Origin of the sequence: Paenibacillus oceani, from assembly GCF_014705615.1 — a bacterium.
GTDB lineage: Bacteria > Bacillota > Bacilli > Paenibacillales > NBRC-103111 > Paenibacillus_AB > Paenibacillus_AB oceani.
The window spans coordinates 20,896-41,347 of the sequence record NZ_JACXJA010000037.1 but is presented as its reverse complement, the minus strand read 5'-3'; the positions used below and the strand labels follow the sequence as shown (position 1 = coordinate 41,347).

General features: G+C 56.3%; 17 protein-coding genes. 8 read left to right on the top strand and 9 right to left on the bottom strand.

Annotated elements, in window-relative coordinates; all coding sequences use genetic code 11:
* Nucleotides 1-181: 181 nt before the first annotated feature.
* The 4 genes from IDH45_RS24140 to IDH45_RS24125 all read left to right on the top strand — a co-directional run bounded on the left by IDH45_RS24140 (nt 182) and on the right by IDH45_RS24125 (nt 2,284).
* On the top strand, nt 182-628 hold the full coding sequence (locus IDH45_RS24140; protein WP_190930701.1) for a hypothetical protein: 447 nt from the start codon (nt 182-184) through the stop codon (nt 626-628).
* Between the two features lies 1 nt (nt 629).
* Nucleotides 630-848: a helix-turn-helix transcriptional regulator gene (locus IDH45_RS24135; protein ID WP_190930700.1), complete on the top strand. Its 219-nt coding sequence runs from the start codon at nt 630-632 to the stop codon at nt 846-848.
* 80 nt (nt 849-928) lie between these two features.
* Entirely contained in the window at nt 929-1,630 is a 702-nt protein-coding gene (locus IDH45_RS24130; protein WP_190930699.1) for a DUF4386 domain-containing protein, read from the top strand.
* 33 nt (nt 1,631-1,663) lie between these two features.
* A complete protein-coding gene (locus tag IDH45_RS24125) occupies nt 1,664-2,284 on the top strand; it encodes a class I SAM-dependent methyltransferase (RefSeq protein ID WP_190930698.1) in 621 nt (206 codons plus the stop codon).
* Between the two features lie 67 nt (nt 2,285-2,351).
* Here the strand turns inward: IDH45_RS24125 and IDH45_RS24120 are convergent, their stop codons facing one another.
* Complete coding sequence (locus IDH45_RS24120; RefSeq protein WP_190930697.1) at nt 2,352-3,002, bottom strand: FusB/FusC family EF-G-binding protein; 651 nt, start codon at nt 3,000-3,002, stop codon at nt 2,352-2,354.
* 360 nt (nt 3,003-3,362) lie between these two features.
* On the opposite strand from IDH45_RS24120, the gene IDH45_RS24115 reads away from it, so the two are divergent.
* Both IDH45_RS24115 and IDH45_RS24110 read left to right on the top strand, forming a co-directional pair.
* Nucleotides 3,363-3,578, top strand: coding sequence for a hypothetical protein (locus IDH45_RS24115; RefSeq protein ID WP_190930696.1), 216 nt, complete (start codon nt 3,363-3,365; stop codon nt 3,576-3,578).
* 265 nt (nt 3,579-3,843) lie between these two features.
* The gene (locus tag IDH45_RS24110) at nt 3,844-4,464 is read left to right on the top strand and encodes a hypothetical protein (protein ID WP_190930695.1); all 621 of its coding nucleotides are present in this window, start codon (nt 3,844-3,846) and stop codon (nt 4,462-4,464) included.
* Between the two features lie 127 nt (nt 4,465-4,591).
* On the opposite strand, the gene IDH45_RS24105 is transcribed toward IDH45_RS24110, so the two are convergent.
* From IDH45_RS24105 to IDH45_RS24070, 8 genes are all read right to left on the bottom strand, one after another.
* Nucleotides 4,592-6,262, bottom strand: coding sequence for an extracellular solute-binding protein (locus tag IDH45_RS24105; protein WP_190930694.1), 1,671 nt, complete (start codon nt 6,260-6,262; stop codon nt 4,592-4,594).
* Between the two features lie 32 nt (nt 6,263-6,294).
* On the bottom strand, nt 6,295-7,050 hold the full coding sequence (locus tag IDH45_RS24100; protein ID WP_190930693.1) for a response regulator transcription factor: 756 nt from the start codon (nt 7,048-7,050) through the stop codon (nt 6,295-6,297).
* 14 nt (nt 7,051-7,064) lie between these two features.
* Nucleotides 7,065-8,789 carry a sensor histidine kinase gene (locus tag IDH45_RS24095; protein ID WP_190930692.1) on the bottom strand — a complete coding sequence of 575 codons (1,725 nt, stop codon included), beginning with the start codon at nt 8,787-8,789 and terminating at the stop codon, nt 7,065-7,067.
* Between the two features lie 98 nt (nt 8,790-8,887).
* Entirely contained in the window at nt 8,888-9,301 is a 414-nt protein-coding gene (locus tag IDH45_RS24090) for a vitamin K epoxide reductase family protein (protein WP_190930691.1), read from the bottom strand.
* Nucleotides 9,298-9,819, bottom strand: a complete 522-nt coding sequence (locus tag IDH45_RS24085) for a TlpA family protein disulfide reductase (protein ID WP_190930690.1) — start codon at nt 9,817-9,819, stop codon at nt 9,298-9,300. The genes IDH45_RS24090 and IDH45_RS24085 overlap by 4 nt, the downstream gene beginning before the upstream one ends.
* A gap of 15 nt (nt 9,820-9,834) precedes the next feature.
* Nucleotides 9,835-11,979, bottom strand: a complete 2,145-nt coding sequence (locus IDH45_RS24080; RefSeq protein WP_190930689.1) for a peptidase domain-containing ABC transporter — start codon at nt 11,977-11,979, stop codon at nt 9,835-9,837.
* Nucleotides 11,976-15,188, bottom strand: a complete 3,213-nt coding sequence (locus tag IDH45_RS24075; RefSeq protein WP_190930688.1) for a type 2 lanthipeptide synthetase LanM family protein — start codon at nt 15,186-15,188, stop codon at nt 11,976-11,978. The genes IDH45_RS24080 and IDH45_RS24075 overlap by 4 nt, the downstream gene beginning before the upstream one ends.
* 75 nt (nt 15,189-15,263) lie before the next feature.
* Nucleotides 15,264-15,407: a bacteriocin class II family protein gene (locus IDH45_RS24070; protein ID WP_190930687.1), complete on the bottom strand. Its 144-nt coding sequence runs from the start codon at nt 15,405-15,407 to the stop codon at nt 15,264-15,266.
* Between the two features lie 479 nt (nt 15,408-15,886).
* On the opposite strand from IDH45_RS24070, the gene IDH45_RS24065 reads away from it, so the two are divergent.
* Both IDH45_RS24065 and IDH45_RS24060 read left to right on the top strand, forming a co-directional pair.
* The gene (locus IDH45_RS24065) at nt 15,887-17,452 is read left to right on the top strand and encodes an SWIM zinc finger family protein (protein ID WP_190930686.1); all 1,566 of its coding nucleotides are present in this window, start codon (nt 15,887-15,889) and stop codon (nt 17,450-17,452) included.
* A complete protein-coding gene (locus IDH45_RS24060) occupies nt 17,449-20,388 on the top strand; it encodes a DEAD/DEAH box helicase (protein ID WP_190930685.1) in 2,940 nt (979 codons plus the stop codon). The genes IDH45_RS24065 and IDH45_RS24060 overlap by 4 nt, the downstream gene beginning before the upstream one ends.
* Nucleotides 20,389-20,452: the final 64 nt, after the last annotated feature.

The following is a 20,452-nucleotide window of genomic DNA, read 5'->3' as shown; positions in this document are numbered from 1 at the left end:
GTTATATACCTCTTCTCCCTGATTCGGATGGATTGATGGAGTCGATTTGCCAAGTCCCGCGTGAACCTGCCTGATGATGGCTATTTTATGTAAATTAAACTTGACATGTAATCTAATTTTAATTACATTATGTATAGATTGGTATACATTTTGTTAATTAATTCTATATCAGGAGGTCTCTATGTCCTATCAGGAAAAGAAAATTATGGTGTCCATGATCAGCAGTATTGTCATCTTCACCCTCTACACGTTATACGCGATTCAAAATGCCGAGGCAGGCAGCATCACTTCGGACAGCGACTTCCATTTTTGGGGCTCCTTTATTCTGGTGTTGCTCCCTGTTTCGATTGCAGCTAAGATTATCATTCATATCGGGTTTGTTATCTTTAATAAGATCGCCACGAACGAAGACGAGCCTTCTTTCGAAGACGAGTTCGATAAGATCATCGAGTTGAAGGCAGACCGGATTTCGCTTTATGTGTTTTTCTTCGGGTTTATATTAGCCATGATTCCTCTCGTTACTGAACTTCCGACTTACGTAACGTTTCTTGTGCTGATTTTCTTCGGCTTCTTATCCGATCTGATGGGACGCATCGCTCAATTACACTTTTACAGAAAAGGAGTTTGACATGGGAAAGGATGCGATCAGTAACCAGTTGCGAAATCTTCGCTTTCATCATAACGAGATGACCCAGCAGCAATTAGCAGATAAGGCCGGGGTCACTAGACAAACGATTGTTGCGATCGAGAAAGGAAATTATTCCCCTTCCCTGGAGCTGGCTTTTCGTATCGCACGTGTTTTCGGAAAGTCCATCGAAGAGGTCTTTCAATATGAGGATAAGCAGTAAACCGCGGGCTAACATAAAACCTCTTCATTCGCACGTCCCGCGAACATCCGCCAGAGATCAGTAGGCAAAGGAGGTTTTATATGCCGAGCAAGCATTCACATTCAGGCGGAAGATCGGCAGCAGGACTTGCCGGGGTGTTACTCATAGCCGGGTTGGTTACGGGGATATTCAGCGTGGTCCCTGTAATAGATGCAGCCGACTACCTTACCCGGACTTCTGCCAATGAAAACCAAGTGCTGCTGGGAGCAGTTTTCCAATTGGGAATGGTTGTTGCCTATGTGGGTATTCCTATTGTGATGTATCCGATATTTTGTAAGCAAAATAAAGGGTTGGCGCTTGGTTCTGTGGCTTTCGGCATCATCTCGGGTATGTTCCTGATACTGGGTGTACTTCTTCTTCTGTTGTTATTGACAGTAAGCCACGAATTTGCAATAGTTGGAGCTCTGAGCGGTTCCTCGATCCCAACCGTAGGCGAATTATTAAGGACAGGACGCGATTTGGTGAATCATGTGGCAACGACGCTGTCATTTGTTGCAGCTTTGTTCATGTTAAACTGCCTGTTGTACCAAACAAAATGGGTTCCACGCTGGTTGTCGGCCTCCGGACTTGTCGGATCTGCTCTGTCCATACTGGCCAGCTTATTATTCATGATTCGCTTCATTGGTCTGGATGCAACCTACATGACGTTGAACCTGCCGATCGCCTTGCAACAATTCGTTTTGGCGATATGGCTAATCCTGAAAGGGTTCAACCGGGGGAAGCCGGACGCGGCATCCATATGAAGATGAACGCTCCGGAATAGAAGGTGTTGCTCAATGAACAAATCAAAACGTTTTTGGGACAGAACAGCAAGTAAATATGACCAAATCGAGATGAAGGATAAACAGACTTCCATCGATATCCTGCAACGAACGAAGACGCATCTTCGGATAAGCGACGTTGTTTTGGATTTTGGCTGCGGTACTGGGCGGATTACCAATGAACTTGCGGCATACATGAAAGAGATTCGTGCGATCGATATCTCTTCTAAGATGATAGCAATTGCCGAAGAAAAGGCAAAAGCGTGCAACTTTACGAATATAACCTACGCTCGCTCGACCCTTTTTGATGAACGGCTTAAGAACGGCTTCTTTGATGTCATCCTGGTTTTCCATGTTCTGCACGTGCTAGAAGATGAACATCTCGCAATGCAAAGAATGAATGAACTGTTGAAACCGGGAGGATTGCTAATTTCGGCAACACCATGCGTGGGAGAAAAAGGTTTTCTAAAACACTTGTTATCCGTTGTTGGTAGAGTCGGTTTAGTGCCGGAAATAAAACCATTTCAAATCCGCAATTTAGTCGCTACCTTTGTGAAAGGCAATTTTTCAATTGTCGAAACGGAATGCCTGAAGAAGAGTTCTCAGGAATATTTTATTGCTGCCAGGAAGATCTGACCTAGTTGTGCCTAGCTTGGCTAGGCGCGCGAAAAAGAAGAAAGAGCTGCCGCAGCAGCTCTCTTCGTCATTTCAAAACGTCTTGTAAAAATCTTTCAAGCGCTGCGACATCCGTGATGTTCTTGTTGCATTCCTGACTGTTCAGACACAAGTAATTGCCAACCGCCTTGTAATAATCCGGTGAAGAATGAGCCGGCCTCGCTTTGGATACCGCGGTAAATAACGCAAGCTCATCATGCTTGTTGCATAAAAAGCAGACACCTTTTTTGTTCGTCGGCGTAAACTTCCCTTCAACCCCTACGATTTGTCCGTTTAGCGGGTACACCAGGAACATTTTCCCCGTAGAAATGCTAATCCATCCGAGGTAGGTCAAATACCGGTAATCTATGGTCAAATCAGGAATCGGCAGCTTTTTATTTTTAGGAAATAGTTTCCTGATCTGATTTTCCGTAACCTCCGGAAAATTCGTCATAAAGGGTTCCAATGACCGGAGATATTGCTCGCAATCCTCCGCGGTTTGAAGCGCGGGAATGCTGCCGAACAGCTCTCTACGGCTCCCTTCCGCATCCGGAAACAGCTCCATAATCTTCATTTCCGTGTCAGTCCGGACGGATTCTACGACTTTGCGATCGGAAACGGTTTGGTTCGTGCGCTGCAGATGGCCGATTTGCTTTTTAATAAAATTATACTGATGATTTCTAATGAATGGTCCGTTCATGACGTACTCAGCCCCTTATCTTTTGATAAAACTGCAATAAGGTGCAAAGCCCACGATTAGAAACGATATAAGCTCGGCCTGGGCGATGTGATCTCGATTGTTACGCCCCATGCAAAGAATCGCCCCGATAAGCAGGCTTTGCATGAGTTAAGCTAGTCCCGGCAACATGATTTGCCATGGTCTACCACCTCCCGAATACATAACTATTATGATAATGCCATCAAACGATTTTTTCAAGACAGGTCGCTTGTTGGGCAGATCACAGAGGTTTCTGCTCCGGCGATTCACCCAATCTTCCATGTATTGTAATCGTCTTCTGTTTCGAAGAGAACAAAACCGTGTAATAAAATGGTAGCTGCTTTGTCTCGACTCCATGGCTGGTATCAGCTCCGGGAATACGATCCGGGGAGCAATGCGGACGACGAAGTCGTGACCGGCCACGAATTTTTGCTCTATCCTGGTGATACGCTGATCTTTCGGGGGATCGGCGGCTATGTTGACGGCGGCAACAAAAAGGCAGAGTTTTACGTATACGAAAGCTTCAGCGGATCGGCTTCCGTGAAGTATTGGGATTAACTGCGTTTAATAGGCTATCGGAAAAGGGCCGTCCGGTAAAGCGTTCCGGACGGTCCCTTTTCCGTGCAACCCCGTACACTCTTATTCCAGGCCCAAACCGGTTCTCGGACCAAATAAAGGATGCAAACCACTCCTATTCGTCTCCTTCCCCACTAGTAACAGCACACTCCTGGAATAAATTGTGCTCGGACGATAAGAACATATATACTTAGAATGACACCTCCGCTCTAAATCCCAAAAATAGCGAATGAAGGTAGTGAACGTTTTGAAAATGAATAAGGCGTTGTACACCAAAGCATTCTGGGAGCGATACTTTTGGGAGCTTCAGGATGAATTCGCCTACGAATTTCTTGAAGATAACCCTCTCCGCTTTCGGTTGACCGCACAGGATACATTGCTTCTCGACCCGGGAGAAGATTTATCTTATATTTCGCTCGGTTATCAATATAAAAAGGAAGAAGACATAGAAATCGCCTGGGATGACGAAGCCCATTTCCATCCGTCTGTTATGAGATTTAACGAATTACTAGCGATTGTGGATCGGATCGTAGCCGTGCATCAAATCGAAACTTGGATTCCCGCATTGCTTCTAAGAAGATTTGTAGGGATTGAAAGCTTGGCAGAGTTTCAAACGGTTTCGGCTTGGGAGTTCGGTATGCGACAAGCATCGGGTCTGTTTACCGAGGACGAATTACAGGAATGGCTGGAATCAAGCAAGCAATTGGATGAAGCCTATTGGAACGACCGTTCCGGAAAATGGAGCGATCAAGAGCCTTGCGGATGGGTTTTTGTGGGAGAAGATGCGTATTCCTTGCGCAACCCGGCGAACGATTCGTTTCCATTTCAGCAATGGAACCGGATGTTGGCGGAGCTCGGCTGCTTGTAAATATATAGATCCGACATAGTCCAATCGCCGTCAATCGCGCCCTACCTTCGCGCAGGACGTCCGGACGGGCCGGCGGGGCGGACCGATTTTGCAACGCCTGCCGGTTGCACATTCGCCCTCCCCGCCGTCACCGGTTAGCCCGATCCCACTCGTTCACCTCGCGCGTTATTTCTTCTCCGCCGTAAACGTGCCAATCCCTCACGAATTGGACGAACGAATCCGGCTGCTCGTTGCCGTAGACGATTTTCAGAAACGCTTTCTTCTCCATATCCTGCAGCGCCGGCCATTTGGCCCTCATCTTTGGTCCGGGAGCGCCCACGAATTCGTCCTTCCGGGCATAGGCGAGCTGTTGGTCGCTGACGATGCTGCCTTCCAGAAATAATTTCGAGCTGGTGGCGGCCAGTCTCTTCTCGTACGGCGTATCGATCTTCCCCCGGTAGACGCGCTGTTCGATACTTTCGCTGCGGATGACGCCTGGAGGCGTGCTGCCGAGCGCGACGAGAAGCTGCCGGGAGATTGTGCTCGTTTTCCCGGGAAAATCGTAAAGAACCTCGCCCCCTACCCGCTTGTAGTCGTAATTCTCGGCGAATCCGTGTAAAAAATCCGACGCCGGATCTTCAATCAACGCGCCGTACACCTCGTCGTAGTACCGGAACACGGCGTCCATATGCTCGAAGCCTTGGCGGAACACATAGCTGCCGTACGAGATGTTCGACCCTCTCCGGCCGATTTTGCCGTCCGGTCCTGACGGGAACGGGATCGGCTTGAACACCGGCATGTCCGGCCCTTGCGGCACTTCCGACAGCGGCCAGCCGCCCATCCACCCCGGACCGGAGATGATGCCGGCTTGCCCTTCCGCGAACAGGGAAGACGCACTCTGTTCGTCATAGGTTCCGAAATTCGGGTGAAGATAGCCGCGCCCGTACCATTCGGCAAGCACAGCCAATGCGTCCCGCATGCCTGGCTGAACGGAGCCGTAAGCGAGCGAGCCGTCCGGCATCCGGTTCCACTGATAGGGTTGATCGCCGAAAGCTCCAAATACGAAGCTGGCGTCTCCGATCCAGCCGTTCAGCGAGTTTTTGCCTGCCAGCGCGAGTCCGATCGTGTCGTCCTTGCCGTTGCCGTCCGGGTCCCGGTTCGTAAAGGCGTCCAGCACGGCGGTTAACTCGTTCAGGGTCGTCGGTACGGCAAGTCCGAGCCGGTCGAGCCAATCCTGCCGGACCCATAGGATCGGATCGCCTACCTTCCCGTCGGAAATTTGCGGCAGCCCCCACAGCTTGCCGCCGACCCGCACCGTTTTCCACACGTCCGGATTTAGCGCATACGCTTCCTTCAGCCGCGGAGAAGCATACCGTTCGAACGACTCGCCGATATCCGCGAAACGTCCGGAAGCGACAAGTTCTTCCAGCAGCCGGGGCAAAATGCGATTGTTGAGCAGCAGCACGTCCGGAAGCTCCTCTTCTCCCGTCAGCGCGAGCCGAACCTTCTTCTCAAGCGCCGCCTCGTCCGCCAGCACCCACATGTTGGAGGTGGCGATGCCCAATTTGGCGATCGACCAGCGGGAAATCGGATTGTCGTCAATCGTGTCCGGCTCCTTCATCTTGTCGAGATCGCTGTCGCTAAGTACGCGGGCTGTCGTGACGACGATCGGTGACTGCGGCGGATGCTCCGCATCCGAATTCGCAGCCGAAGTCGCCGGCGCCGGTACGGCCGTCTGTTTCGCCATATAGGTATAAGCACCGATCACAAGGACCACGGCTAGCAGGCTGCCGATAACGATCGTGCGATTGTGCGCCATTCGAACCACCGGATTCCTTTCTTGTCGGGATGTTAATCAGCCGTTTCCCGGAACTGCTTCGGCGTCAAGCCGGCATACTTTTTGAACTCGGCGATAAAATGCTGCGTGCTCCGGTATCCGACCGCCTCGCCAATTTCGTAAATGCGCAAGCCCGATTGCTTGAGCAGCTCCCTCGCCTTGGCCATTCGCGCATCCAGTATGAATTCGCTCATGTTCGTTCCCGTGATCTCCTTGTACACTTTCGACAAATAGACCGGATGAAGATAAACGTGCTCAGCGATAACGGCCAGCGTCAGATCGCCTCCGATATGCAGCCGCACATAATCGTGAACCGAATCGACCAGACGGCGCTGCACCTCGTGCTTGTCGGCCGGCCGCAGCTCTGCGGCCTGTCCCTTGCCCGCATCCGAAGTGCGGCCTCTTCCCCCGGTCAGCTCCAGGATGACGGATATGAACTCGTCCGGCCGCACCGGCTTGAGCAAGTAACGAAACGCCTGCAGCTCGATCGCTTTCTGCGCGTACTGGAATTCGCCGTAGCCGGACAGCAGGATGCAGCCGATCTCCGGCCGCAGCTCCCGCGCCTGACCGATCAACTGCAAGCCGTCCATGCCGGGCATGCGGATATCCGTAACGAGAATATCGATCCGGTTGTTCCGGATCGTCTCCAGCGCTTCGTCTCCGGAGCAGCCGGTGTGCACTTGTGCGACGCCGAGCTCCGCCCACGGAATAACCGTCGACAGATGCTCGACCAGATGAGGGTGATCGTCTACGAGAAGAGCCGATAACATGGCTTCACCTCCGGTTATGGGTTCGACACATCGGGCCAACTGAGCGTTACCCGTACGCCCCCGGATTCTGACCGCGTCAGGAGCAGCCCTGCGGCAGAGCCGTACCGGTGCGTCAGCCGCTGATGGACGTTCCACAATCCGCAGTCGTCCCCGGGCGGCTCCGTCTCCTTAAGCGATGCGTTCAACCGTTCGAGCGTTTCGTCCGCAAGTCCTACGCCGTCGTCCTCGACCATGAAGCGGACGATACCGTCCGCCGCCCGGCCGGAAATCGAAATCGACCCGCCGCCCTTTTTCGGTTCCAGGCCGTGAATAATCGCGTTTTCCACGATAGGCTGCAGCAGCAGCCGCGGAATATCGACCGCCTCCAGCCCGGGAGGAATGTCGATTTTGTAGCCGATTTTACGCAGCTGCATGTTCATAATTTCCATATACGACCGTACAAAAGCGACTTCCTCCTTTACCGTCGTATCCAGCCGTTCGTTGCGCGTGGAGTAGCGATAGTAGTCCGACAGGCTGTACGCCATCGAGACGACCGGTTCCAGCCGGTTCATCTGGGCCATGCTGACGATATAGGCGAAGCTGTTGTACAGAAAGTGCGGATTGATCTGCGATTGCAGCTGCTTCATCACGGCTTCCTTCGCGCGCAACTGTTCCCGGTACACCTTCTCGATCAGATGCTGCTGCTTTTCGGCCATCCGGTTGAACTGCCGGAACAACCCGGCAAAATCCCGGTTATTGCCGGGCGGCAACCGGGCACTCAGATCGCCCCGCTCCAGCCGTACGGTCCCTTCGCCGAGCTGGCGGATCGGACGCTGGACCTGCGAGTAGATCATATAGGCTGCGCCCGCGCCCGTCAGAATGAGCAGGCCGGCCGTTACATAGAACAAATTCCGGCTGTACGTAACGGGAGCCAGTATCGTCTCCAGCGGTACGTAATCGACGAGAGTCCAGCCGATCTTCGCAGAGACGAGCCCGTATACCAGGTAGCGCCGTCCGTCTAGCGAGACGGAGCGGTATCCCTCTGCCGGATCGGCTGCGATCGCGCTTCCTTCCTGCGCGATAAGCCTGCGAATGGTCGATTCTTCGGCGCTGCCGTTAAGCACAAGCTCCCCGGCGCTTCTGTACAGGAACGGATCGTTATTGCCTTTCGTCTTGAAGCTGTCGAGCAGCCGTTCGATGTTGTCCGCCATCAGGTCGATCTCCACGATTACATCGGCCTTGCGTATGTCGGAGGCGGCGGAAGCAGGCACGATAAAAAAACGGGTGAACGCCATCTTGTCAGCGCCGTCGACTCGAATGTTCCGGTACGTCCATCGCGTCGTCGCTTGGTCGAGCAAGTAAGCTTCGTCGTAAGGAAGCAAGGAATACGACGATACGGCATGTCCCGAGCCGGGGAAGTAGGCGTTGATCCGGTTCATCCAGGCGTTGGAGGTGCTGAATAGCGACAGCTTGCGCTGCAGCGTGTCGGACAGTATGGCGTAGTCGTACCCGTTCGCCGGAATAACGTTGCCTGCGAATTGGGCGAAGTCCGGGTCCTGTGAAATGAGATTCGAGTATTGGGATACCTGCTCCATCGCCGCTTCGATCTGGTGCATGAAGATCGCAAGCCGCTGTCGGTTGGCGATCGTAAGCTGTTCCTCGACAAGCCGCGTGCTCTGCGCATTGGAGTAAGCGTAGAGGGCGATCACCGGCGACATCAGAATGACGATCAGACAGATGACCTTGGTAATAAGCTTCATAACGTCCTCCGCTGCCATATCGGGATGCTTAATTCATTCTACGCGCATGCGTCTGTATCCTCCGCCGGGGCGAAGCCGCAAGGGCGACATCGCCCTGATCAACCGGCTCTCAGCGGCATACGGAAGGAAAGCAAAGCCATCGCAGTGACAATGCTGTACGAGACGACGCACCAAAAACAAACCGCATGGAGGACGAACAGCTCGACGACGGTCAAATACGTAGAAAAAGTGAAGCCCGCCCACAGGTAGAGCCGCAAGGACAGCGGAGTTGCGGCCTCCTCCTTGCGGCTGCGCAACAGCCAGGCGATCAGGAGCAAATAATAGGAGATGCCGAGCAACGACACCGGAAACGGTCCGATATAGGCGTACTTGCTGCCGTTCACGACGCTGCAGCTGCCGATGGGACAATACAACCCGCCGGTCAGATTCGCCGCGAATATATAGACGGACACCAGCGCTCCCGCCACGGCAAGACTGACCCGCAGCACATGCAAACGATGCCGCCCGGTCATGCTTCTCCGACCCGTTTCATGAATTTCTGAAAATCTTTTACCCGGTAGCCGTTCATCCGCTCTATGATGGTCCCCTGCTCATCCATCGCATAAAAGACGGGCGTAATCTTGATTCGCAGCCGGTCCTGGGCGGTCCTGTCGGCGGCCAGCAGGGGAAACGAAAATTGCAGATCGCGCTTGACCTCGCCGTACGCCTCCTTCCCCCCTACGCCGATCATGACGAGAGGCGTTTCCGGGTAAAGCTCGCTCCACTTCTGGAGCACGGGATACGAGCTTTTGCACGACTCGCAGTCGATCTTGGCGATCATCGCGACGAACTTCATCCCCCGGTAGCGGGCCGTATCGATCGTCCCGCCGTCTACTTCTTCACCGGTGACGGACGGAAGCGTCTCACCGGTGTGAAACCCGCCCGTATCGGTAAGCCATTCCGCAACGAGCGTCGCATTGTTCAACACATAGACGCCGGCCAGCGGTACTAGAGCTGCCGCCAGCAGCAGCACGATTTTCAACACCCGCATCTGGGCCAACCTCCTTCAACAAGGCTGTAATTGCCGATACAGCGCCGCATAAAGCCCCTCTGCAGCCAACAGCTCGTCGTGCTTCCCCGCCTCCGCGACCCTACCGCCCTGCAGCACGAGGATCAAGTCCGCGTCTGCGACCGTGCTATGGCGATGGGCAATGACGATTCGCGTGCAGGATAGCCGGGACAAATTGCGCTCGACGGCGGCCTCCGTCCGCATGTCCAAGGCGCTCGTCGCTTCGTCCAGCAGCACGATAGCCGGATTGCGGACGAGCGCCCGGGCCAGGGCGATCCGCTGCCGCTGCCCGCCGGACAGGTTCGTTCCGCCTTCGGACACCAGCGTCCGGTATTGCTGCGGCATTTTCATGATGTCTTCATGAATGCCCGCCATTACCGCCGCCTGCACGATGGACTCCATGGGCAGGCCGGGATCGTGAATGGCGATATTTTCAGCGATCGTCCGATTGAAAATAAACGAACTTTGCGTAACAACGCCGAGCCGGCTTCGCAGCGACCGTTTGTCGAGGCGTTCGAGGTCGATGCCGTCGAACCGCACCTCGCCGGAGGCAGGTGCATACAGACCGAGCAGCAGGCCGGCCAGCGTGCTTTTGCCGCTGCCCGATGCGCCTACGATCGCCACCTTCCGGCCGGGCTCGATCGTGACGGATACATCGCGGATTACCTCGGGACCGCCGGGATAGTAGCGGAAGCTTACGCCCCGCAGCTCGACCTTGCCCGTCAGATGCGGCGGCGCCGCAGCCGCGCCGTCCTCCTGCTCCTCCCTGGACCGGTGAATGTCGAGCACCCGGTTCAAATAAACCCCCAGCATTATCATATGGTTCAGCGTCGTCACAAGCGTCGACAGCGGTGTCAAAAAGGCGGCGGCAAGCGTAAAAAAGGCGAACAGCTCGCCGAGCGTCATCCGATAGGTCAGCACCTCATTCGTGCCCAGCCAGAGCAGCAGCAGCGGCGCCGCGAACTTAAGTCCGCCGACCACGCTGTCCACCCCTGCCTCCAACACCCCTCTTCTGCGCTGTGTGTCGAGCTGCTGCTTATACAACCGCTCCCAGCGCTCGTAGGCGAGCGACTCCATGCCTCCGGCTTTGACGTCCGTTATGCCGCGCAGCGTCTCCACAAACGAATTAGTCGCCGCCGTCTGCTTCAGAATCTGCTCCTGCGACAGCTGCCGGATCGGCACCCGAGCCAGAAGCGATATGCCGGCCTGCAGCGCGCCCGCCACCACGACCCAGCCCGTTAGCGCGGGAGACCTCTCCAGCATGAACAGCAGGAAGAAAACGACCATGCCGCCGTCGAGCAAGGCGGTTACCGTCCGGTTAGACAAAATGTCCCTGATCATCAGGTTGCTGTTGGCTCTGACGATCAGATCGCCGTTCGACCGCAGCAGGAAAAACGAATACGGCAGACGGAGCAGGCGGCCGAGGAATGCGCTCATCAGGCTCCAGTCCAGCCGGTTTTGCAGCAGGACGAGCGTTTGGCTCCGAAGCAGCAGAAACAGCGTCTGCACGAATGCCAGAGCGGCGAAGCCGATGCCGATCGCGGGCAGGAATCCGGTCTCCTTGGGCAGGATCACCTCGTCGATCAGGACACGGATCGAGATCGGAGCGGCCAGAGCCAGCATTTGAATCCACAGCGACATAACGACGACCTGTGAAACGAGGCCGGAATGGCGCCCCAGCAGCTTGAAATAGGAGGTCCAGATCGGCTGTCTTTTGCGGGGGACGAAGCCCGCTGCCGGCTTCATCGTCATCAGGACGCCGCTGTACCGCTCCGCAAACTGTCCGATCGGGATGTTCATCCGGCCGACGCCCGGATCTATGATCGTCGCCCGGCGCTTCCCGAGCCGCTTCAGTATAACGAAATGATTATGCTCCCAATGAAGAATACACGGGACATCCGTCTTGCTGATCCCGTCGATGCCGATCCGCCGGCCGGCCGCTTCCATCGCGTATCCTCTAGCCATGTCGCGCAGGAGAAGCAGGCTGGTTCCGTCCCGGCCGGCGCCTCCCCGCTCCCGCAGCTCGTGCAGCGGCACATGGCAGCCATAGTAGCCGAGCAGCATCGCCAGGCAGCAGACGCCGCATTCCGACTGTTCCATTTGCTCGATGAACGGGATGCATCTTGGGCTTCGCAGCTTCATGACGCACCGCTCCCGATCCCGGCAGCCTGCTTCGCCATGACGGCCGGAGGCGGCTGAAGCGCCGTCAGGGAAGGCAGCGCCGGGTTGGAGAGCCGGAGCAGCGTATTGCCGATCCCGGCCAGGCCTGTCATCAATCCGGGAGAGAACGCACCAGGAGGGACGTCGCAGAGCCAGTCGTTTTTCTCCGCATCGCCCAGCGCCAGCGAAGCCCGCTCATACACGGCTTGGCGAAGCCCATCGTCCTTCCGCTCCAGAGCAGCAGTAAGCAGTACATCGAGATTGCCCATGTCCCCATGGCACAACACGCTGGAGGAACCGCGCCAACGCGCAAGCGTCGTCCGCAAGCCGACGCCGATTTCTTCTTCGAACCGGTCGTCGCCGCATACGCGGCCGGTCAGGATGCGGCTCAAGACGATGCCCGGCGCGCCATGGCACCAGTAGACGGGATTGCGGCCGGTCTGCGCGTCGGAGCGAAGGTCGAGCCAGTTGCCTTCCTCTGGCACAAACAAGCTTCGCTCGTAGCGGATCGCTTCCCGTCCCGTCTGCAGGAAGCGTTCGTCGCCGGTAACGCGGAACAGCTCGGAGAAGGCGTAGGCGTAGCCGGAGGCGCCGTGCGAAAATCCGGCCAGCATGCGGCCTTCGGTCAGCTCGCTCGGCCAGCCTGCACCGCCTGGCGAGACGACCTTGCGGCTTAACAGATGTTCGCCGCATCGCACGGCGAGACCGAGCGCTTGGCGCTCGCCGGTCGCTTCGTACAATCGCAAGGCGCCGATGGAGATGCCGGCGCTGCCCGCCATGAGATCCAGCTTCCGGTCCTGAGCGACGATCCGGTCGAACCGGTCCAGCGCTCCGATAGCATCCTCCAGCAGCGAATCGTCCCCCAGCAGCCTGGACAAATGACTGGATGCATACAGATAGGAAGCAAGGCCGTAAAACACGGAGCCTTTCTGAACGGCGCCTGGAAGACGCAAAAAATCCCGGCTCGTCTCCGCCGCGCCGCTCGCCAGTTCCTGATATTGCCGAACGCCCGTTTCCTTGGCCGCATAAGCGAAGAACAGCGCCAAACCAAGCGTTCCATTATATAGGCCCGCGTCCATCGGCGCATAGCTCAGCAATCCCCCGGTATCCTTCGCGGTTCCGATCCAGGTGACGGTCCGTTCGTCGTCTCCCCGGACAGCCGAAGAGGCGAGCCGTTCCGCGATCGCCACCGCCGCCGCTTCGAATGCCTTTGGCGCATGTGGCGTTTCCTTTGCCGCCGAATCCGCTGCTTCTGCGGCAAAGGAGGGACGTTCCCAGCATCGCTTCAGTGTCAGCATCGAAGCGCGAATGACGCTCTCCTGCATCGCGCGGTCGTCTTCAGATAACCGCCCGATCCGTCCGAGCGACATCGACAAGCTGTCCTGCGGGAAATAGCCGCCGATCCGTTTACCCCGGCTGTCCCATACATCCGTGGAGCTTACGAACGAGGAGAAATACGGAATGTCGTGGTCCAGCAAATCGGCGCATTCGGAATGAATGACCCGAAGGAGAGCCGGAGCGCCCTCCGCGATCCGCCACATGAAATCGAACAGCTGGACGCGGGCAAGCCCATTTCCCAGGCATGCCGGGTTCAGCGAAGCTTCCAGCATTTGGCCATAGACATCCGTATTGCGCACGAGCACCCGGACCGGACACTTCGCGAATCCATGAATCGGTCCGTCCTCGGCGGCAAGAGGCTCCCGCTGCGCCAGCAAGATGCGGTACATCCGGTTGAATCCGCCGGCGACATCGTCCGCGTAAGCTTCGGCTCCGACCTCCTCCCGGCCGTAATACGGGCGGTTGCCGCCGGGGCTGAACGATTGGGCCGTCTCCCGGACCAGACGCATCTCGTCGGTTCCGATATCCTTGTACTTCGTTAGCGGCCGCACGTAGGTCTGTCCGGCGTAAGCGCCGATTCCGCTCACCTCCATCCCCTCGAGGGAACCGGAGCGGAGCCGATAGGACGGGAGCAAGCCGGAGCGGAGCACGGACTGTCTGAGCAGTTCGCTTGCTTTGCGGGCGGCGGTCGGGTGTTCGTTCGGTTCCTCCGCCTCCATGCTGTAACGATGGAAGATCGTTTCCAGATCAACCAGATACGGATATTCGCCTTGGGCGATCACGTTTTCATAATGGAAATCGACGGCATGAACGATATGCAGCAACGCCAAATATTGGCCGTGCCGCCTGTAGAACCGGTTGATTTGCTCCGGAGAGACGCACGGCTCGTGACGGACGTATTCCGTCCAACCGTAGGATTGCCTGTCGACGATCTTCAACACCGGCAGAGGAGGCTCCGCCCCGTAGCGGTTCGCCCACTCCAACAGCCGCTGAAACGCCGAGTCGACCGCCAGGGATCGAGCCTTGTACATCAGCCTTTCGCCGGAGGCAAAGCGGAGAACGTGCACGCTTCTGCCCCCCCGATGAGCGTCTCCGGAACGGCTGCAGCCGACGAGTTGAGAAAAATCCTGCCCCAATACGCGCTCCAGCTCTTCGCGGTCGCGAAGAAACCGCTCCGTCATTTCTTCGCAGTTCTTCTCGTGATTCATCGTCTGCTCGGTCATCAATCGTGCCAGAACCGGATAACGATGAAGCATACCAGCGATATCCGGCATCGTTGTCAGCCGGCCCGCAACAAAGGAACGGAATCGCTGTTCCCCCGTATCGCCGGTCAATGCGCCGGCCTGCTTAGCCACATGAAGCTCGGCGATCAGCACCCGGTCGGCCAAACGCATCAGACGCCGGCCAAGCGATGCGACGACGTCCCGCAGAAACGGTTCCCGGTCGACGGGCATATACCCGTATTCGCATTCCCATCCCCGAAAACGCACCAGCAGACGCCGGCGCAACCAGTAAAGAAAAGGCGAGATGAACGGCGTGAACGGACCGGGTGACAAGCTGTCGATCTCGGCCGGGTTCATGCTCGTTTGGCTCAAAATACCGCTTAACGTCCGCTGCCATTCAGGAGCGCCCTCGTCCTCGAACTGGTCGCCTTGCTCTAGAATGGCGGCAAATTCTGCTTCGCTTAAACCGTCTTCCTTCAGGCGCGTGGAGAAGATCGCGTCCGACGTCAGTCCCGTCCGCTCGCGCCACTGCTGCACAGGGGAGGAAGGGACGGAGGAATCTGTCGTATGAACCGTGGCTTTTCGTTCGTGCGCGTATGTTGCCTTTCTCAGTTTCATGCTATCGATCATGGAGATGCTCTCCTTGTAAAAAGAATACAGACAGGGGTTGCCCCCTGTCTTCAGGTGATTAAGAAGAAATGCGGTTTACGGATCACAAAGAATATTGACCGTGTAGTCGTTGCCGCAAAATTCTCTCAGCGCGCTGCAGTCCTGGCACCGTTGTCCGCCAGCGATTTCCGCCAGTTCTTCGTCGGACAGTACGTCGATGACGTTCGTCAGTTGTTCCATCTTGTTCACCTCCTTTCATGCGCGGTAGTCGGAATTTCCGTGAAACACAACCCGTCTGGTTCGCGATGCAAGCGCCCCGTCAGCCCCACCTCGGGCCGGGCAGCGAACCGTTCGACGGCGGCCGCTCCTTAGCCGGCGATTCGAAGTGCTCACCGGCCGGGAACGTTTCCCCCCGCCGTTCGATCCGATCGCATACAACTGCGAGCGAACCAACACCTCTAATTAAACTGGAAACCGGGCGGGTAAGGTAGGTCGGAATTTCAAGAAACATGACGGAATATGAAGCAATCGATTTGGAGTGTATGCAAGGAAATCGCCAAGGCAAGTACGGCATAGGACAAAAGATTCATGTGGAGGTATGACATGGGGAAATGTACGGGGAACTTACCAGGACTTTGCAATAGAGACTCTTCTCATTTCATCGCCTGTCGCTTTATAATAGGGGAATACGATCTTTATTTGCTGCAAGGAGTTCTGCTATGACAAAAAGTGCTAATCCGCCGTTAAACGATGAGAAATGGTTACAGGTTCTGAAATATGCCGCGAAATCTTTCAACGACGTCACCTTGAGTCGGGGATTTCAATATTTCAAACAACAATACGTCGTCGCCCTGAACATTACCGAGAACCGTACGGTTCAGGCGAAGGTAACCGGCCATGAAGACTATACAGTCACACTCCAATTGGAACAGCTCGCTTTCAGCTTTTGCACTTGCCCCGTCCACACCTGCTGCAAGCATCAGGCTGCGGTTATGATGGAGCTGGCCGACCGGCTCGGCTACCCGGCTGCCCAGATTGTGAATGCCAAGCAGCATCTGGTGCGGACCGCAGCGACTCCGTCTGCCGAGTCCCTGCTCCAGGAATTGGCCCGCATGAGTGTATCCGACTGGCATGAATATATGAACCAGGCTACTTCTCTGGTGAAACCCAGTTATGATCAGGGGATGTACTTACAGGCGCTGCGGGTTCCGTTGGCTACTCTCTTGAAGGGTTCCGCTCTGTCTGCGACGGCGGACTTGATTTACTTCGAACTGCATCAGTTCTTGTTTATTCTGCAGAAGATTTTCGATTTGGTCGCCGGGGGGAGTCCCGTCATTAATTTTTCGTATGCCACATACCGTCTGTACGATGAAGCGCATGCCTTCCTGCAACAGACAGCGCCCCAGTTCAATTGCACGATGGCTGCGGATCGTCTGGAGCAGACGTTAAGCATCCTGCGGCGGCAGTTGGCGGAAGAGAGCGGCCACAAGTACTTGGGTTACGGCCTGTATGCGGCAGTGTGGAAATACTGGATTGCCCCCCAGCCCGAAGCCGGTTACTGGGTGTCTCAAGAGTTAGACGCCGTCGAGCGGCAAATCGCAGGGCGTGACTCCTCATCCCTTGCAGCGGCAAAAGCGTTCCTGCTTCTGCATCAATCCAAAAGCAGCGAAGCGTGGACGGCGTTAGAAGCTGGCGGTATGTTAGATAAAGCTCCGGCGAGTCTGCTGCTCTCCTTTATGGATCTCCTGTCCAGTTCCGGTCAGTGGGGCGCGCTGGCGGATTGGCTGAATCGATCAGCCTCGCATTTCTATGGTCCTGTAACCAAGGAACGTTTAACCTATTTCGGGTTTTGGAAAGAAGCGGCCCGGCATGTTCCTGAAGCCGAGGAGCTGCTATGGAACGTTCTGGAAGAGATGCTTCCCCATTCCGCCAAAGTGATCGAGAATATGCTGTACGAGCGGCATAACTGGAAGGCATGGATCGAGACGCAGATCCTTCTGGAACACGATCCCTTTCACCATAAGGTAAGTGTCCTGCAGCCTATCGAGAAGGAGGCGCCTGAGCTGCTTCTCCCTTATTACCATCAAGCTATCGAGCATTACGTCGCCCTCAAAAACCGCAAAGATTACAAGGCGGCGGTCAAGCTGATGAAACGGCTGGCAAAAGTGTACAAGAAGATGAAGCAGATCGAGCGTTGGGACAGCTTTCTCTCTCGGTTCATGGAACGTCACAGCCGGCTGCGGGCACTGCATGAGGAATTAAAGAAAGGAAAGCTGCTGGAATGAGTGCGAAACTACATGATATGACTATATATGGCTTAATTACGGATGCCGGAGACGCCTTGTTATGGGGGCTGGAGGACGGACGCCCGGTTGGCGGAGAGACATTCCGCAAATTATTGTTCGCCTGGCACGAGCCCTCCTGCTACGGAACAACACTGGAGCTGCAGCGGGCCGGGGATCTTATCGTGACGGTCCTCCCTTCGGAGATGGTGCTCCCCTTCTTCGCCGAGCCGAATCATATGGACGTTCTCCGCTGGGAAGGCGGGGACGAAGGAACGAAAGGATTATTCGAGGCTGCGCCGCTCCTATACCAAGAAGCCCAAGCGGGACGTTACATGCCCAGCTTCAGCGCTTACCGGAATGGGGATCTGCAATGGACGTGGGATGCGGATTCCGCAGAGCTGGAACAGCTCAATTGGGAGGCGCTAACCAGTCTGGACGCCTCCGGCGGCAACCTGAGCGGATTGCGCTCCGCCTTCTCGGCCGCCGTATCGATGAAGCATTACGCGGACGAAGCCGCTGTATCCGATCTGCGGCGGGAATATCCCGCCTTGTTCCAGCGGCCGCAGCCGGCAGACTCAGCTCTGGCGCTGACAGAGGAGGAGTGGCTCATATCGCTCGGCTGGAAACCCGATCTGGCCCCCTTCCGCCCTATCCTGCAATTGCTTGAGCCGGACGAAGAGCAAGACGAATGGCGCCTGCGTCTGGTGCTGCAGGACAAGAGCGACGGATCGGCGCTTGTACCGGTCCGGCTCGCAGCAGACGGGCATACTTCCGGCGTATGGTCGCCCGACTGGAGCCCTTTCATCCGGGAGCGTTCTCCCGGTTGGGCAACGAGACTCCTGGCGGCGCTTCCGAACACGGTCAGCCGCGGTGAACTGTTCGCTGCCCCGTTAAGCGACGAAGCCGCCTGGCACTTCCTGACCACGGACAGCCGCCAATTGCTCAGTGACGGCTGGAATGTCATGCTGCCCGGCTGGTGGGAAGCCGCCTCGAAGCGGAAGCCTCGCCTGCGCGCACAGGTGGCGCCGGATGCAGGCGGCCGAGGCCAGTCATTATTCGGGCTGAACGCCTTGGTCGACTTCGACTGGCGCATTGCGATCGGCGATGCGGACCTGAACGAAGCCGAATTCGCAGAGCTGCTGAGCCGTAAAGAGCGGTTAATCCGCTTCCGCGGCGAATGGGTCGTTCTGGACCCTGCCCTGCTGGAGAAAATCAGGAGGCTCATGGCAAGCGTGAATCCGGAAGAAGGCTTGTCCCTGCAAGACGTTCTCCAACTCCACTTGTTAAGTGAATCGGAGCAGGAAGGGACTGGCAAGAACGGACGCTCATCCCGAGAAGATGAGGACGATCCCGCAGACGAGGAAGATCAGTTGCAACTTGAGGTGGAGTTGAATACTCACCTATTGGCGCTGATCCGCCAGCTCGGGCAGCCGTCGGAATTAGCACCGCTGCCAGTACCTGACGGACTTCGCGCTGAGCTGCGCGGCTACCAGCGCGAAGGGTTCACCTGGCTTAGCCATCTGAGAACGTTCGGGCTGGGCGCCTGTCTCGCCGATGATATGGGACTCGGTAAAACGATTCAGTTCATCACCTATTTGCTCCGGCACCGGAGTGAATCCGCCTTCCCCGCCCTGCTCATCTGTCCCACTTCCGTGCTCGGCAATTGGCAGAAGGAGCTTGCCCGATTCGCCCCTGAACTGAAGGTTACGCTTCACTACGGGAAGGGACGGCTCGCCCGCGGGGAGATTGCTGAGGCTGTGAAGGATACGGATATCGTCATCACCTCTTATACGACAGCGCTGCTGGATCAGGAAGTGCTGCAGGAGATCGTATGGAGCTCCCTTTGTCTCGACGAAGCCCAGAACATCAAAAACGCGCAGAACAAGCAATCGGTCGCCATCCGTTCCCTTCAGGCAACACATCGCATTGCCATGACCGGAACGCCGATTGAGAACCGGTTGTCGGAGCTGTGGTCGATCTACGACTTCCTCAACCCGGGATACCTGGGAAATCAGCGCGGGTTCCAGCATCGGTTCGCCACTCCGATCGAGAGGCATCAGGATGCGGAGCGGACGGCACAGCTCCAGAAGCTCGTCAAGCCGTTCATGCTGCGGCGCAAGAAGACCGATCCTGCCATCCAGCTCGATCTGCCGGACAAGCAGGAGATGAAAGTGTATATCAACCTGACCGCCGAGCAGGGAGCGCTTTACGAGCAGTCGGTTAAGCAGTTGCTGGAGCGGATGAACAATCTGGAGGGGATCGAACGCAAGGGAGCCATTCTCGCCGCCTTGACCCAACTCAAGCAGTTGTGCGACCATCCTGTGCTGTTGACGAAGGAAGCTGTTCCGCCTGAGGAAATCTTACAGCTCGAAGAACACCGGGATGCGTTCATCACCCGGTCTGCGAAGCTGGAACGACTCGTTGCCATGGTCGACGAGCTGCGGGACGAGGGCGATTCCTGTCTGATCTTTACCCAGTATGTAGGCATGGGCCGCATGTTGGCTGACGTGCTGCGGGTGCACCGGGGCGAGCCCGTGCTGTACCTGAATGGCAGCACACCCAAAGCGGAACGCGATCAGATGATTGACACGTTCCAGGCGGGAGACGGTTCGGGGCCCGGCATTTTCGTCCTGTCGCTGAAAGCTGGCGGAGTCGGCCTCAACCTGACGGCGGCCAACCACGTCTTCCACTTCGATCGCTGGTGGAACCCGGCTGTCGAGAACCAAGCGACCGACCGCGCTTATCGGATGGGACAGAAGCGCAACGTGCAGGTGCACAAGTTCATTTCCCTCGGTACATTGGAGGAGAAAATCGACGAGATGCTGGAGAGCAAGATGAGCTTGAGCGAAAACGTCATCTCCTCCTCCGAAGGCTGGATTACCGAGCTGTCGAACGACGAGCTTCGCGACCTGTTCATGCTGCGGCAATCGTGGTAAAACGGTTCGGTTCGTAGTCGGTTGCCTTCGCTTGCGAGCGACGCTGATCACGCTGATTAACCAA

Excerpts from the sequence above, each read along its gene's own strand:
- IDH45_RS24140 (WP_190930701.1), top strand. The coding sequence starts at position 182 with ATGTCCTATCAGGAAAAGAAAATTATGGTGTCCATGATCAGCAGTATT.
- IDH45_RS24135 (WP_190930700.1), top strand. The coding sequence starts at position 630 with ATGGGAAAGGATGCGATCAGTAACCAGTTGCGAAATCTTCGCTTTCAT.
- IDH45_RS24130 (WP_190930699.1), top strand. The coding sequence starts at position 929 with ATGCCGAGCAAGCATTCACATTCAGGCGGAAGATCGGCAGCAGGACTT.
- IDH45_RS24125 (WP_190930698.1), top strand. The coding sequence starts at position 1,664 with ATGAACAAATCAAAACGTTTTTGGGACAGAACAGCAAGTAAATATGAC.
- IDH45_RS24120 (WP_190930697.1), bottom strand. The coding sequence starts at position 3,002 with ATGAACGGACCATTCATTAGAAATCATCAGTATAATTTTATTAAAAAG.
- IDH45_RS24105 (WP_190930694.1), bottom strand. The coding sequence starts at position 6,262 with ATGGCGCACAATCGCACGATCGTTATCGGCAGCCTGCTAGCCGTGGTC.
- IDH45_RS24100 (WP_190930693.1), bottom strand. The coding sequence starts at position 7,050 with ATGTTATCGGCTCTTCTCGTAGACGATCACCCTCATCTGGTCGAGCAT.
- IDH45_RS24095 (WP_190930692.1), bottom strand. The coding sequence starts at position 8,789 with ATGAAGCTTATTACCAAGGTCATCTGTCTGATCGTCATTCTGATGTCG.
- IDH45_RS24090 (WP_190930691.1), bottom strand. The coding sequence starts at position 9,301 with ATGACCGGGCGGCATCGTTTGCATGTGCTGCGGGTCAGTCTTGCCGTG.
- IDH45_RS24085 (WP_190930690.1), bottom strand. The coding sequence starts at position 9,819 with ATGCGGGTGTTGAAAATCGTGCTGCTGCTGGCGGCAGCTCTAGTACCG.
- IDH45_RS24080 (WP_190930689.1), bottom strand. The coding sequence starts at position 11,979 with ATGAAGCTGCGAAGCCCAAGATGCATCCCGTTCATCGAGCAAATGGAA.
- IDH45_RS24075 (WP_190930688.1), bottom strand. The coding sequence starts at position 15,188 with ATGATCGATAGCATGAAACTGAGAAAGGCAACATACGCGCACGAACGA.
- IDH45_RS24070 (WP_190930687.1), bottom strand. The coding sequence starts at position 15,407 with ATGGAACAACTGACGAACGTCATCGACGTACTGTCCGACGAAGAACTG.
- IDH45_RS24065 (WP_190930686.1), top strand. The coding sequence starts at position 15,887 with ATGACAAAAAGTGCTAATCCGCCGTTAAACGATGAGAAATGGTTACAG.
- IDH45_RS24060 (WP_190930685.1), top strand. The coding sequence starts at position 17,449 with ATGAGTGCGAAACTACATGATATGACTATATATGGCTTAATTACGGAT.